Consider the following 13,772-nt stretch of genomic DNA (forward strand, 5'->3'; position numbering starts at 1 on the left):
GGATTCAGTAGGAGCGAGGCTTGCCCGCGATAAGAACGACCGGATACGTCAGACGCTCTCTGGCTGCCGATTCCAATGCCGGAACAGCGGCTCGGCCAGGAACAGCACGAACAGCAAACGCATCACCTGCATCGCCGTCACCAGCGGCACTGACAGTTGCAGGGTCTCGGCTGTCAGGCTCATTTCCGCGATGCCGCCGGGCATCATGCCCAACGTCAGTGAACGCAGATCCAGATGAGTCAGGGCGCTCAGGACCACGGCCGCGAGGCTGGCGATCAACATGGTCAGCGCCGTGCCGATCAGGGTGCGGCCCATGAACGAGGGCGCGCGGCGGAAGAACTGGCGATTGAAGTGACAACCCAGGCCGCTGCCGATCAGCCACTGGCCGATTTGGCTGCCGCCGTCCGGCAGGCCGATGTGCAGGTCCCAGCCGATACTGACCGCGGCGCTGACCAGCAGTGGCCCGAACAACCAGGGGTTGGGCTGGCGCAGACGCTGCCAGAGCCAGGCGAGCAGGGCGCCCGCCGGAAACAATACCGCCAGCCAGCGCCAATCGACGCTGGCCGGATGCAATTGAGGCACGCCTTCACCCAGCAGGTACTTGAAGGCCGCCGGTACACACAAGACCACTACCAGCACCCGCAAGCTCTGCCCGGCCGCCACACGGCTGAGCACCGCGCCGTTGCGCGCGCCGAGGTTGACCATCTCGCCGGAGCCGCCCGGCATGCTGGAGAAGAAGGCGGTGGCCCGGTCTTCGCCGGTGCGCCGCAGCAGCCACACCCCGACCACGCTGGACAGGCTGGTGACCAGGGCACCGAAGAAGATCAGGCCGAAATGGCTCATGACCTGCTCCATCACCACCGGGGTGAAGTGCAGGCCGATGCCGATGCCCACCACCCATTGCCCGCATTTGCGGCCGCCGGGGATTTCCCCCAGTTGCCAGGGCGTCAGGCAGCGCACCAGGATGATCGCCAGCAACGAGCCGACCATCCACGGCAGCGGCCAGCCGATCTGGCTGGCGAGGTAACCGCCGACCAGACCGACCAGGGGCGTCCCCCACCACTGTTTGAAGCTGGCCTCAGACATCGGCCACGGCGCGTTGCAGGGCCGAGCGCTTGCGCCAGATGCGCAGCAGCGGCATCAGCAGCATGATCACGGTCAGCACCCAGACGCCGACGGTGATCGGGCTGGACCAGAGGATTTCCATCGCGCCGTTGGAGATCGACAGCGCGCGCCTTAGGTTCTGCTCCATCAGCCCGCCGAGGATAAAGCCCAGCAGCACCGGCGACAGCGGGAAGTCCAGCTTGCGCAGGATGTAGCCGAAGATGCCGATGCCGACCATCAGGAACAGGTCGAAGGTGGTGGCGTGCACCGCGTAGACGCCGATCCCGGTGATGATTGCAATCACCGGCACCAGGGCCCAGTTCGGCACGGCGAGGATGCGGGTGAAGACGCGGATCATCGGGATGTTGAGGATCACCAGCATGATGTTGGCGATGAACAACGAGGCAATCAGGCCCCAGACGATGTCCGGTTGCTGCTGGAACAACAGCGGGCCCGGGGTGATGTTGTACAGCGACAGGGCGCCGATCATCACCGCGGTGGTGCCCGAACCCGGGACGCCGAGGGTCAGCATCGGTACCAGGGCGCCGCAGGCCGAGGCACCGATCGCGGTTTCCGGAGCCGCCAGGCCGCGCTTGTCGCCCTGGCCGAACTTGCCGCTGGCGCCGGCGATGCGTTTTTCGGTCATGTAGGCCACGGCGCTGGCCAGGGTCGCACCGGCACCCGGCAAGACGCCCATGATGAAGCCCAGCAGGCCGCAACGGATGTTCACCACGAACACCGACGCCGCTTCCTTGAAGTTGAACATCATCCGCCCGGTGGCTTTCACCGCTTCCTGGCCACGGTGGGTTTTTTCCAGCAGCAACAGGATCTCGCTGATGGAGAACAGGCCCAGTACCAGCACCACGAACTGAATACCGTCGGTGAGGTGGATGTTATCGCCGGTGAAGCGGTACACGCCGCTGTTGGCGTCGATGCCCACCGACGACAGGAACAGCCCGATCAATGCCGCGATGAAGGTCTTGATCGGTCGGTCACCCGCCATGCCACCGAGGCAGACAATGGCGAACACCATCAGCACGAAGTACTCCGCCGGACCAAAGGCGATCGCCCATTTCGCCAGCAGCGGGGCGAACATCACCATGCCGCAGGTGGCGATGAAGGCGCCGATGAATGAACTCCAGGCCGACAGCGACAGGGCCACCCCGGCCAGGCCCTGGCGCGCCATCGGGTAACCGTCGAGGGTGGTCATCACGGTGGAGGCTTCACCCGGGATGTTCAGCAGGATCGAGCTGATCCGGCCACCGTATTCGCAACCCAGGTACACCGCAGCCAGCAGGATCAGCGCTGACTCCGGTGGCAGGCCGAGGGCGAAGGCAATCGGGATCAGCAGTGCCACGCCATTGATCGGGCCCAGGCCCGGAAGCAGGCCGACCACAGTGCCGATCAGGGTGCCGGTCAGGGCGGTGACCAGGTTGTAGGGGCTCAGCGCGACGCCGAAACCCTGGCCCAAATAGCCAAGCGTATCCATATCAGTTCTCCAGAACGTCGAGCAGGCCCAGGGGCAGTGGCACGTCCATCACCCGGTCGAAGAGCAGGTACAGACCGATGGCCATCAGCGTGGTGACCACGGCGCTGGGCACCCAGCGGCCGCCGTACAGGCGTGCCATCGGAATGCCGATCAGGATGCTGCTGAGAATGAAACCCAGGGGTTCGAACAGACCGGCGAAGATCAGCAGCAGGACCACGCAGATGCTGATCTTGGTCAGGGTTTCACGGTCCAGCGGCGGCTCGTCTTCGCTGTGCTTGATCGGCGCCGGGCGAAACACCATGTACAGCAGCGCCAGGCCCATCAGCCCGAGCATCAGCAGGGGAAAGGCGCGCGGGCCGACCGGTTCGTAGGAAAAAGCGGCCTGGTAGGGCCAGGCCATCAGTGCCAGGCCCAGGCAGACCAGGAGCAGCAGCGAGGCGAAAATGCGTTGTAAGAGCATGGGAAACTCCTGGGCCCCGTCCCCGTGAAAGGGACAGGACCGCTAGACAGGGGCGATCACTGGATCAGGCCGAACTCTTTGGCCAGGGTCTTGTAGTCGGCCACCTGTTTCTTCACGTAGGCGTCCAGTTCCGGCCCGGTCATGGCGAACGGGAAGAGTTCGCGCTGGTCGCGCAGCTTGGCGAACTCTTCGGAAGCCAGCAGCTTGTCGAAGGCGTCTTTCCACCAGGCGTAGTCTTCGTCGCTGACCTTTGGCCCGAGGTAGAAGCCGCGCACCACTGGCCAGACGATGTCGTAGCCTTGCTCCTTGGCGGTCGGGATGTCCTTCATTTCCGGCTCGTCCAGGCGCTTGTCGGAGAACACCGCCAGCAGGCGCATGTCACCGCTCTGGATGTGCGGCATGGAGTCGGAGATGTCGGTACTGCCGACCTGGATGTGCCCGCCCAGCAGCGCGGTGGCGATTTCGCCGCCGCCTTCCAGGGCCACGTAGCGCAGGTCGCGCGGGTTGATCCCGGCGGCCTTGGCGATCAGCGCGGTCTGCATCCAGTCCTGGCTGCCGACGGTACCGCCGGAGCCGATCACCACCGAGCTCGGGTCTTTCTTCAGTGCCTTGACCAGGTCGTCGAGGGTTTTGTACGGCGAGTCGCTCTTCACTGCGATGGCGCCATAGCTGGTGCCGACCGCGGCCAGCCAGCGCACCGCGCTTTCATCGAAACGGCCGAACTTGCCCTGGGCCAGGTTCAGCAGCGAACCGCTGGACCAGGCTACCAGCGTGCCGGCGTCGGCCGGACGCTGGGCCACCACTGCGTTGTAGGCCACCGCGCCGACACCGCCGGGCATGTAGGTCACGCGCATCGGTTTGGTCAGCAGCTTTTCGTTGACCAGCGCGCTCTGCGCCAGTTTGCAGGTCAGGTCGAAACCGCCGCCGGGGGAGGCCGGGGCGATGCATTCCGGGCGCTTGGGTTCGCCGCTGGCGGCAGCGAGCAGTTGACCGGCGAACAGCATACAGCCGGCGGCGAGGGCCAATTTACGCAGTGATGGGTTCATGCTTGTCTCCACAGGAGTTGTTGTTGTGTATTGCATGCCAGGGCCTTTGGCAGGCGCGGTGCCTGCCGAAGGTCGGTCGATTACCAGAGCGCCAGGCTGTAGCTCACCAGCAGGCGCACTTCATCCGCATCGCGAGCCGAATAGTTGGAGCGGTAGGTGGCGTTGCGCAGGCGCACCGCGACGTCCTTGAAGGTGCCGCTTTGCACCACGTACTTGATCTCGGTGTTGCGTTCCCATTCCTTGCCGGTGTCGCCGTTTTTCAGGGCGATGTTGTCACCGCTCAGGTAGCGGGTCATGAAGGTCAGGCCGGGGATGCCGAGCTTGCCGAAGTCGTAGTCGTAGCGGGCTTGCCAGGAGCGTTCCTCGGCGCCGGCGAAGTCGTTGATCTGCACGAAGTTGACCAGGTACGGGTCGGCCCCGTCGAGGTAGGGAAAGGCGCTGTCGCCGGACATGTGCTGGTAGCCGGCGCTGAGTTTATGCCCGTTCAGGGCGTAGCTCACCAGGCCGTTGAGGGACTTGTTGTCGATCTTGCCGCCACGGGCCTGGCCCTGGTCGTCACTGACGGCGAAGCGCAGGTCCGTGGCGAAGGTGCCCGGGCCCATCGGCTGCGAGGCGAGCAGGCCGAAGAAGTGCTGGTTATAGACTTCGGCGAGCTGGGCGAAGTGGTAGCTGCCGGTGATCTTGTCGGTGAACTTGTAGTCCAGGCCACCGAAGTCGAAGTGCTTGCCGGCGACGGTGCCGGCGAAGCGGCTGTTCTTGTTGTTGAGGGCGATGTCCTCGAAGTCGGTGCTGTCGCGATCCTTGGCTTTCTCCAGGCGGCCGCCGGTGAAGGTCAGGTTCTTGATTTCCTTGGAGGTCAGCAGGCCGCCCTCGAAGGTCTGCGGCAGGATGCGTCCGTCGTTGGGCTTGATGGTCGGCAGTTCCGGGATCAGGCTGCCGATCTTCAGTTCGGTGGCGGAGATCTTCATTTTGCCGGTCAGGCCGACCTTGGAGTACTCGTCGGCGGCGCGCCCGTCGTCGTGGGTCGGCAGCAGGCCGGTGCCGGTACGGTCGGGGCTGGAGTCGAGCTTAATGCCGAGCATGCCCAGCGCATCGACGCCGAAGCCCACAGTACCGTCGGTGTAGCCCGATTGCAGGTTGAGCATGAAGCCCTGGGCCCATTCGTCGCGCTTGGATTGCTGGGCACTGGTGCCGCTGCGGAAATCGCGGTTGAAGTACATGTTGCGGGTTTCGAGGGTGGCGCTGCTGTCTTCGAAGAAGGCGGCCTGGCTGATCGGTGAGAAACCGGCAAGGGCGGCGGCACTGGCGAGGGCGGTGTGGCTGAGACGGGAAAAACGAACAGGCTGGCAAGCCTGAGGCTGCATGGACAGCATCGTGTTGTACTCCGTTATTGTTCTTATTGGCGAAAACGCATCGAGGCGTTTTTCGGGAGGCCACCGGAGGTAGCCACGGAAGTCGAAACAATCCGTAACAGGACTCTAATGGGCCAACCTTTCGCTAACCTTTCAGCAGACTTTCACGGTTTTCGGGCTTCACAGCAGCGGTCCCGGCTGTAAACTCCGCGGCAATAAAAAGTGCCGTCGATCCCCTGAACGAGGTAGGAAATCCATGCGCGTGCTTCTCGTCGAAGACCACCTGCAGCTGGCTGAAAGTGTCGCCCAGGCGCTCAAGAGCACGGGTTTGACCGTGGATGTGCTGCACGATGGGGTCGCCGCGGACCTGGCCCTGGGCAGCGAGGATTACGCCATGGCGATCCTCGATGTGGGCCTGCCGCGCCTGGATGGTTTCGAAGTGCTGGCGCGCCTGCGAGCGCGGGGCAAGAACCTGCCGGTGTTGATGCTGACCGCGCGCAGCGATGTGAAGGACCGGGTCCACGGCCTCAACCTGGGGGCGGACGACTACCTGGCCAAGCCCTTCGAACTGACCGAGCTGGAAGCGCGGGTCAAGGCCCTGCTGCGGCGCAGCGTGCTCGGCGGCGAGCGGGTGCAGCGCTGCGGAGTGCTGGCCTACGACCTCGATACCCGGCGCTTTACTCTCGGTGAGGAGCTACTGACGTTGACCTCCCGCGAGCAGGCGGTGCTCGAGGCGCTGATCGCCCGGCCGGGGCGGGTCATGAGCAAGGAGCAACTGGCTTCCCAGGTGTTCGGCCTGGATGAAGAGGCCAGCCCGGATGCCATCGAGATCTATGTCCATCGCTTGCGCAAGAAACTCGATGGCCAGCCTGTGGCCATCGTCACCTTCCGCGGTCTCGGTTACCTGCTGGAAAGTCGCGATGCATAGGCCCAGCAGCCTGCGCTGGCGCCTGCTGTGGAACCTGGCGCTGCTGCTGGTGGTGCTGATGCTGGCCAGCGGCATGAGTGCCTACTGGAACGGCCGCGAGGCGGCGGACACCGCCTACGACCGCACCTTGCTGGCCTCGGCCCGGACCATCGCCGCCGGCCTGTCCCAGCGCGACGGCGGCCTGAGCGCCAATGTGCCCTATGTCGCCCTCGATACCTTCGCCTACGACAGTGCCGGACGGATCTACTACCAGGTCAACGACATCCACCAAAAGCTGATTTCCGGTTACGAAAACCTGCCCGGTCCGCCGCCGGGCACGCCGCGCACCGACGATTACCCGGCGCTGGCACGGTTCTACGATGCCACCTATCAAGGGCAGAACGTCCGGGTGGTGAGCCTGCTCAAGGCGGTCAGCGAGCCGAACATGAACGGCATGGCGGAAATTCGCGTGGCGGAGACCGACGAGGCGCGGGTCCGCATGGCTCGCAGCCTGATGGCCGATACCCTGCTGCGCCTGGGCATGCTGGCCATCGGCGCGTTGCTGTTGGTGTGGTTCGCGGTCAGCGCTGCGTTGCGTCCACTGGAGCGTTTGCGCAGCGCGGTGGAAGAGCGTCAGCCCGACGACTTGCGGCCATTGCCGCTGGTGGAGGTGCAACGGGAGTTGTGGCCGCTGGTGCGGGCACTCAATCACTTCACCGAGCGGCTGCGTGGGCAGTTCGAGCGCCAGGCGCAGTTCATCGCCGATGCCGCCCATGAATTGCGCACTCCGCTGGCGGCGCTCAAGGCGCGGCTGGAACTGGGGCTGCGGGCGTCAGAACCCGAGACCTGGCGAAGCACCCTGGAAAGCGCGGCCCAGGGCACCGATCGCCTGACCCACCTGGCCAATCAGCTGCTGTCCCTGGCGCGGATCGAAAACGGCGCCCGGGCGATTGCCGAGGGCGGCGCGCAATTGCTCGATCTCAGCCAGCTGGCCCGCGAGTTGGGCATGGCCATGGCGCCCTTGGCCCACGCTCGGGGGGTCGCCCTGGCCCTGGAAGCCGACGAGCCGGTCTGGCTGCGCGGCGAGCCGACCCTCTTGAACGAGCTGCTGAGCAACCTGGTGGACAATGCCCTGGCCCACACCAAACCCGGCGGAAACGTGATCCTACGGGTCAGCGCGCCGGCGGTGCTGGAGGTGGAGGACGACGGCCCGGGAATTCCGCTGGAAGAGCGCGATCGGGTGTTCGAGCGTTTCTACCGGCGCAACCCCCATGTCGCCGGTTCCGGCCTGGGCCTGGCGATCGTCGGCGAAATCTGCCGCGCCCATCTGGCGCAGATCAGCCTGCACGACGGCGCGCAGGCGGGGCTGAAGGTGCGGGTGAGCTTCAACGCGGGTTGAGATTGCGCTGTCTCAATAGAACATGGACTGCGATTCAGCCAAGTCGTCGCACATTGCCTTGTTCTCGGGGTCGATCCCGAGCTTTTTGAAGGCCGGCACGCTGAAGGCGTCGATCTTCGCTAGCGGATGATCGCTGTCCTTGTGGCAATACAGGCTGGCGACCTGCACCAGGTCGACGTAATCCAGGCGCGCGGATTGGCGCTGGAAGTCCAGGTACTGCCCCGGCAATTTCGCCAGTTGTTCCGGAAACTCCCAGACCTGCAGCAGCTTGTCCCCCAGCAATGGGTGGATGTGCTCGATCACGTGGTTGAGGCTGACCGGGTCGGACAGCAGCTCGTAGTGATCTTCCGCATAGGTCAGGATCGGCAGCACGCCGATCTGATGCACCAGCCCGCCAAGGGCGGCCTGGTCGGGCTTCAACTGGGTATGGCTGCGGCACAGGGCATAGCTGACACCAGCCACTTCCAGGCTCTTGCGCCAGACGTCGTGCATCTTCTGCGCGATCACCTCCGAGCGGGCATGGAAGATCTGCTCCATGACCAGGCCGATGGCCAGGTTGCTGCTGTAGTTGACCCCCAGCCGGGTAATCGCGGTGTGCAGGTCGGTGACTTCCTGGGTGGCGCGCAGCAGGGGGCTGTTGACCACTTTGATCAGGCGCGCCGACAGCGCCGTATCACGGCCAATCACTTTGCTCAGGGTACTGACGCTGATTTCCGGATCTTCAGCGGCCCGGCGAATCTGCAGGGCCACTTCCGGTAACGTTGGCAGAACCAGGTCATCGTTATCGATGGCCTCAACCAAATCCTGTTGGACCTTTTCCGCCAGCTCACTCATTTCTGTTCTCTAGGGGTATTGCAGGAAGTTGCGGCGATCAGCGCTGGATTTCTCGATCGCGATCCAGCTGGTAAGGCAGGTCCAGCAGTTGCAGCCCGGGACCTTCGAGCGCGCCGAGATGGAGATTGCCATCCTCTGCAGCTTCGGCTTGCAGTACGGCCAGGAGTTCAATGTTTTGTTCGGCGCGTGCGGCGATCACCACTTCACCGATGGAACTGCCGTGGGTCGGGGAGAACAGTGGGGTGCCGGGCTCCGGCAGCTCTTCGACGTTCAGGGCCAGGCGGTAGAGGCGGCGCTTGAGTTTGCCCAGGTACTGCATGCGCGCGACGATTTCCTGGCCGGTGTAGCAGCCTTTCTTGAAGCTGACGCCGCCGATGGCCTGCAGATTGAGCATTTGCGGGATGAACAGCTCGCGGGTGGCCGGCATGACCTGGCCGATACCGGCGCGGATCTGGCCCAGCAACCAGTGGTTGAGATCGCCTTCGGGCAGTTGCGCGGCCAGCTTTTCACGCAGGCCTTCAGCTTTATCTGCGGGTGCCCAGAGCTCGGTCCGCTCCGCTGAAATACGAATGGCGATCAGGCCGTCGTTGCGGGCGACCGCGCCGTCTTCCGGCGGCAGCTCCAGCCCGAGACCGGCCAGCAGCGCAGCGGCGTTGCCCAGGCCGAAGCGCGCCCACAGGGCGCTTTCATCGCTGAGCTTGGCCTTGGAAAACACTGCGTATTTTTTCAGGTCCGCCAGTTGCGGCTCCAGCAACTCGGTGGCCATGGCCAGCAGGCAGCCATCGCCTTCGAGCAGGATGCGAAAGCTCGATTGCATGCGGCCTTTCTGGGTGCAACGGGCGCCCAGGCTGGATTGGCTGTCGCTGAGGTAATTGAGGTTGCAGGTCAGCTGGCCCTGAAGGAACTTGCTGGCATCGGGGCCGCGGACGGCGAGAACGCCCTCGTGGGACAGGGAGCAAAAAAAAGCGGAATCAGCCATGGGTCATCGCAGGGTAAAAAGTCTGGCGAACATCATAAGGTGGCGCCCTTGAAATGGGTAGTTCACAAAGGATGGGTGGTGACCGACCAAAGCCGACTGTTCTGGCGTCCCTCGGGCTGTATACTTGCGCTCTATTTGAGGAGCGCTCCATGGTCGAAGATGTTGAACTGAACCGCCTCTACTGGCACAGCCGCCGCGGCATGCTGGAACTGGACGTGTTGCTGGTGCCATTCGTGAAAGAAGTCTATCCGCATCTGAACGATGTTGATCGTGCCTGCTACGTCAGGCTGCTCGAGTGCGAAGATCAGGACATGTTCGGCTGGTTCATGGAACGCTCCGAATCCGAAGATCCCGAGCTGCAACGCATGGTCCGCATGATCCTGGATCGTGTCCAACCCAAGTAACACCTTCGAATGCCGCTGGCAGCCTTCCAGGCAATTGCTGGCGGCCTATCTTCTGGCCCAGTTGTTCGCGCTGGGCGCCTTGCTGATGCTCGATATTCCGCTCTGGGCCGGTCTGCTCGGGGCTCTGCTGTGCCTGGGCCACGGAGTCTGGGCATTGCCGCGGCGGATTCTACTGAGTCATCCCTCGGCTTTCAGCGGTCTGCGCCGTAATGCCGATGGCTGGCAGCTGTGGTGCGCCGGGCAGGGCTGGCGACCGGTGCAATTGCGGCCTGACAGCCTGGCGCTGCCGTTGCTGGTGGTGTTGCGTTTTCGCCTGCCGGGCGAGCGCTGGGTGAGGTCGGTCTGTGTGCCGCGAGATGCGCAGGCGGCCGATGTGCATCGGCGCCTGCGCGTGCGGCTCAAGTTCAGTCGCCGTAGGTGGGCGGCACCAGAATAGTGTCCAGTGCTTCGGGCAGCAGGTTCGGGTAGTCGAGGGTGTAATGCAGACCCCGGCTTTCCTTACGCTCCATGGCCGAGCGAATCATCAGCTCGGCGACCTGGGCCAGGTTGCGCAGCTCGATCAGGTCGCGACTGACCTTGTAGTTGCTGTAGAACTCATCGATTTCGTCCAGCAGCAGGCGCACCCGGTGCTGAGCACGTTGCAGGCGCTTGTTGGTGCGCACGATGCCGACATAGTCCCACATGAATCGCCGCAGTTCGTCCCAGTTGTGCGCAATGATCACGTCTTCGTCGGAGTCGGTGACCTGGCTGGCATCCCAGGCGGGCAGGGCGATCGGAATGGCGATCTGCGGCAGTTGCTCGAGAATGTCGGCTGCCGCGGAACGGGCATAGACGAAGCATTCCAATAGCGAGTTGCTGGCCATGCGGTTGGCGCCGTGCAGGCCGGTAAAGCTGGTTTCGCCAATGGCATACAGGCCCGGAACGTCGGTGCGACCCTGTTGGTCGACCATCACCCCGCCGCAGGTGTAGTGCGCGGCCGGTACCACCGGGATCGGCTGCTTGGTGATGTCGATGGAGAATTCCAGGCAGCGCTCGTACACGGTCGGGAAGTGGCTTTTGATAAAGGCTTCCGGCTTGTGGCTGATGTCCAGGTACACGCAATCGATACCCAGGCGCTTCATTTCATGGTCGATGGCCCGGGCGACGATATCCCGCGGCGCCAGTTCGGCGCGCGGGTCGAAACGCGGCATGAAGCGTTCACCGTTGGGCAGCTTCAGGAGTGCTCCCTCGCCGCGCAGGGCTTCGGTGATCAGGAAGCTCTTGGCCTGCGGATGGTAGAGACAGGTCGGGTGGAACTGGTTGAACTCCAGGTTGGCCACCCGGCAGCCCGAACGCCAGGCCATGGCGATGCCATCGCCACAGGCGCCATCGGGGTTGCTGGTATAGAGGTAGACCTTGGCGGCACCGCCGGAAGCGAGGATGACAAAACGCGCACCGTAGGTATCGACTTCGCCGGTGGCGCGGTTGAGTACATAGGCGCCGAGGCAGCGATCGCCTTCCAGCCCCAGGCGTTTTTCGGTAATCAGATCGACGGCGACCCGCTGTTCCAGCAGCTCGATGTTCGGGCGTTGCCGGGCCTGGTCCAGCAATGTGGTGAAGATGGCCGCGCCGGTGGCGTCGGCGGCATGGATGATGCGGCGATGGCTGTGGCCGCCTTCGCGGGTCAGGTGGAATTCGAAACCGCCGTCTTCATTGCCCGATTGTTCGTCGCGGGTGAAGGGCACGCCCTGATCGATCAGCCATTGAATGGCCTCGCGGCTGTGCTCGACGGTAAATCGTACTGCGTCTTCGTGGCACAGGCCGCCACCGGCATTGAGGGTGTCGTCGACGTGGGATTCGACGGTGTCGGTGTCGTCCAGCACTGCCGCGACGCCACCCTGAGCCCAATAGGTCGAGCCATTGGCGAGATCGCCCTTGCTCAATACGGCAATGCGCAGATGACCGGGCAAGGTCAGCGCAAGGCTCAAACCGGCAGCGCCGCTGCCTATCACCAGAACATCGTGTTGAAACTGTTGGCTCATTGGAAGATTCCGCTCAAAAGCGACCCGGGTCGGGGTTGGCGCAAGACGCCTGGATCGGCGAGTCAAAGCAGCCATGCAGCCCACTAGTATATAGAGGGGGGGATCGGCACAATAGCGGTGCCTTCGTGGCATTATGAAATTATGGGCGCGGAAAAGGCGGTCTTGCGAGGCAGTGATGGGTGGCTCTATTTTTCCGTCAAATCGGGGAGCTGGCGACTGTATCGAAGATGTAGCAACCTTTTTCTCTTCATGGTTACACAATGTTCGCTCTGCACGGCTATAAAGATTGGGAACTTTTGATACGGCCCCAAACTCAATAGAAGGTTGCCTGATAGAAGGGACAGCGTCGGTTTTATGCAGGACTTGTGTTGTGGTCGTGCAACGCAATTCGACGACAGGATTATTCGCGCAGCCGGCCTTGCCCGCGCTGCGTTTTTCGTGCGTGCCAAATCAGAGCCCGCAGGAAACTTGCTTGGAGGGGGAGAACTTTTGCGAAAAGCCCGAGTCTATGTTTGCAAGCTTGATCGTTTAGTTATGCAAGCCTCCTCCGAGCTTATCGAGGAGTGTTCATGCTAACCCAGGAAGAGGATCAGCAGCTGGTCGAGCGCGTTCAGCGCGGCGACAAGCGAGCGTTCGATCTGCTAGTGCTGAAATACCAGCACAAAATTCTCGGGTTGATCGTGCGTTTCGTGCACGACACCCATGAAGCCCAGGATGTTGCACAAGAAGCTTTTATCAAGGCTTACCGTGCGCTTGGTAATTTCCGCGGTGACAGTGCGTTTTATACGTGGCTGTATCGTATCGCCATCAACACGGCGAAAAACTATCTGGTTTCACGCGGCCGCCGGCCGCCGGATAGCGATGTCAGTTCCGAGGATGCGGAGTTCTACGATGGCGATCATGGCCTCAAGGATCTCGAATCGCCGGAGCGCGCATTGCTGCGGGATGAGATCGAAGGCACCGTCCATCGAACCATTCAGCAACTGCCAGAAGATTTGCGTACGGCTTTAACTTTACGTGAATTCGATGGTCTGAGTTACGAGGACATTGCCAGTGTCATGCAATGTCCGGTGGGTACCGTGCGCTCCCGGATTTTCCGCGCTCGGGAGGCCATCGATAAAGCCCTGCAGCCGTTGTTGCAGGAAACCTGAGACAGCGGCGACAGCCAAGAGAGGAACCGCCATGAGTCGTGAAGCCCTGCAGGAATCGCTGTCCGCGGTGATGGATAACGAAGCGGACGAACTGGAATTACGTCGGGTATTGAATGCCGTCGACGAAGTGGAAACCCGTGAGACCTGGGCTCGTTACCAGATCGCCCGGGCGGCCATGCACAAGGAGTTGCTGCTTCCGCGTCTGGATATCGCCGCGGCTGTTTCTGCTGCGCTGGCTGACGAAGCCGTACCGGTCAAGGCCACTCGTGGTCCATGGCGCAGCCTGGGTCGCCTGGCTGTTGCCGCATCGGTGACCGTTGCCGTATTGGCGGGTGTTCGCCTGTACAACCAGGACGAGATCGCTGGTGTCGAACTGGCACAGCAATCGAACCAGCCAACCCTGGCTGCTCCTCAAGTAAAAGGCCCAGCTGTATTGGCCGGCTACAATGAGAGTTCGGAAGCCACTGGTCCTATGGCCAATGGCGTATTGCAAGGTCAGCCAGGCTGGCACGATCAGCGTCTGCCGAGCTACCTGCGTCAGCATGCTCAACAAGCTGCACTGAAGGGCACTGAAAGCGCTCTGCCTTATGCTCGTGCGGCGAGCCTGGAAAACCGTTAAGGAGGAT

14 protein-coding genes are annotated in these 13,772 nt (G+C 63.0%); 6 read left to right on the plus strand and 8 right to left on the minus strand.

Going from position 1 to position 13,772, the window contains the following annotated elements:
- Nucleotides 1-48 precede the first annotated feature (48 nt).
- The 5 genes from C4K38_RS07220 to C4K38_RS07240 form a co-directional block, all read right to left on the minus strand.
- Nucleotides 49-1,086 carry an AbrB family transcriptional regulator gene (locus C4K38_RS07220; RefSeq protein WP_053277810.1) on the minus strand — a complete coding sequence of 346 codons (1,038 nt, stop codon included), beginning with the start codon at nt 1,084-1,086 and terminating at the stop codon, nt 49-51.
- Nucleotides 1,079-2,593: a tripartite tricarboxylate transporter permease gene (locus tag C4K38_RS07225; protein ID WP_025805003.1), complete on the minus strand. Its 1,515-nt coding sequence runs from the start codon at nt 2,591-2,593 to the stop codon at nt 1,079-1,081. The genes C4K38_RS07220 and C4K38_RS07225 overlap by 8 nt, the downstream gene beginning before the upstream one ends.
- 1 nt (nt 2,594) lies before the next feature.
- Entirely contained in the window at nt 2,595-3,053 is a 459-nt protein-coding gene (locus tag C4K38_RS07230; RefSeq protein ID WP_053277811.1) for a tripartite tricarboxylate transporter TctB family protein, read from the minus strand.
- 56 nt (nt 3,054-3,109) lie between these two features.
- Nucleotides 3,110-4,099, minus strand: coding sequence for a Bug family tripartite tricarboxylate transporter substrate binding protein (locus C4K38_RS07235; RefSeq protein ID WP_053277812.1), 990 nt, complete (start codon nt 4,097-4,099; stop codon nt 3,110-3,112).
- An 80-nt stretch (nt 4,100-4,179) separates the two neighbouring features.
- On the minus strand, nt 4,180-5,472 hold the full coding sequence (locus C4K38_RS07240) for an OprD family porin (protein ID WP_025805006.1): 1,293 nt from the start codon (nt 5,470-5,472) through the stop codon (nt 4,180-4,182).
- A gap of 235 nt (nt 5,473-5,707) precedes the next feature.
- Between C4K38_RS07240 and C4K38_RS07245 the strand changes: the two genes are divergently transcribed.
- Nucleotides 5,708-6,379: a response regulator gene (locus C4K38_RS07245; protein ID WP_009042580.1), complete on the plus strand. Its 672-nt coding sequence runs from the start codon at nt 5,708-5,710 to the stop codon at nt 6,377-6,379.
- On the plus strand, nt 6,372-7,757 hold the full coding sequence (locus C4K38_RS07250) for a sensor histidine kinase (protein WP_053277813.1): 1,386 nt from the start codon (nt 6,372-6,374) through the stop codon (nt 7,755-7,757). Before C4K38_RS07245 ends, C4K38_RS07250 begins: the two co-directional genes overlap by 8 nt.
- A 12-nt stretch (nt 7,758-7,769) precedes the next feature.
- Here the strand turns inward: C4K38_RS07250 and C4K38_RS07255 are convergent, their stop codons facing one another.
- Nucleotides 7,770-8,591 (minus strand): HDOD domain-containing protein, encoded by an 822-nt coding sequence (locus C4K38_RS07255; protein ID WP_053277814.1) that lies wholly within the window; start codon nt 8,589-8,591, stop codon nt 7,770-7,772.
- 37 nt (nt 8,592-8,628) lie between these two features.
- Nucleotides 8,629-9,570: a CAF17-like 4Fe-4S cluster assembly/insertion protein YgfZ gene (gene ygfZ, locus C4K38_RS07260; RefSeq protein ID WP_053277815.1), complete on the minus strand. Its 942-nt coding sequence runs from the start codon at nt 9,568-9,570 to the stop codon at nt 8,629-8,631.
- Between the two features lie 149 nt (nt 9,571-9,719).
- Here ygfZ and C4K38_RS07265 point away from each other — a divergent pair, with 149 nt between their 5' ends.
- Together C4K38_RS07265 and C4K38_RS07270 are read left to right on the plus strand one after the other, a co-directional pair.
- The gene (locus tag C4K38_RS07265) at nt 9,720-9,974 is read left to right on the plus strand and encodes an FAD assembly factor SdhE (RefSeq protein WP_007930227.1); all 255 of its coding nucleotides are present in this window, start codon (nt 9,720-9,722) and stop codon (nt 9,972-9,974) included.
- Entirely contained in the window at nt 9,958-10,410 is a 453-nt protein-coding gene (locus C4K38_RS07270; protein ID WP_053277816.1) for a protein YgfX, read from the plus strand. Before C4K38_RS07265 ends, C4K38_RS07270 begins: the two co-directional genes overlap by 17 nt.
- Here C4K38_RS07270 and nadB read toward each other — a convergent pair.
- Complete coding sequence (gene nadB / locus C4K38_RS07275) at nt 10,379-11,995, minus strand: L-aspartate oxidase (RefSeq protein ID WP_053268420.1); 1,617 nt, start codon at nt 11,993-11,995, stop codon at nt 10,379-10,381. The genes C4K38_RS07270 and nadB overlap by 32 nt on opposite strands.
- Before the next feature lie 569 nt (nt 11,996-12,564).
- Between nadB and rpoE the strand changes: the two genes are divergently transcribed.
- Both rpoE and C4K38_RS07285 read left to right on the plus strand, forming a co-directional pair.
- A complete protein-coding gene (gene rpoE / locus C4K38_RS07280) occupies nt 12,565-13,146 on the plus strand; it encodes an RNA polymerase sigma factor RpoE/AlgU (protein ID WP_007930230.1) in 582 nt (193 codons plus the stop codon).
- A 31-nt stretch (nt 13,147-13,177) separates the two neighbouring features.
- Nucleotides 13,178-13,765, plus strand: a complete 588-nt coding sequence (locus tag C4K38_RS07285) for a sigma-E factor negative regulatory protein (RefSeq protein WP_053277817.1) — start codon at nt 13,178-13,180, stop codon at nt 13,763-13,765.
- The last annotated feature ends 7 nt before the right edge of the window (nt 13,766-13,772 follow it).

Source organism: Pseudomonas chlororaphis subsp. piscium (assembly GCF_003850345.1).
Classification (GTDB): domain Bacteria; phylum Pseudomonadota; class Gammaproteobacteria; order Pseudomonadales; family Pseudomonadaceae; genus Aquipseudomonas; species Aquipseudomonas piscium.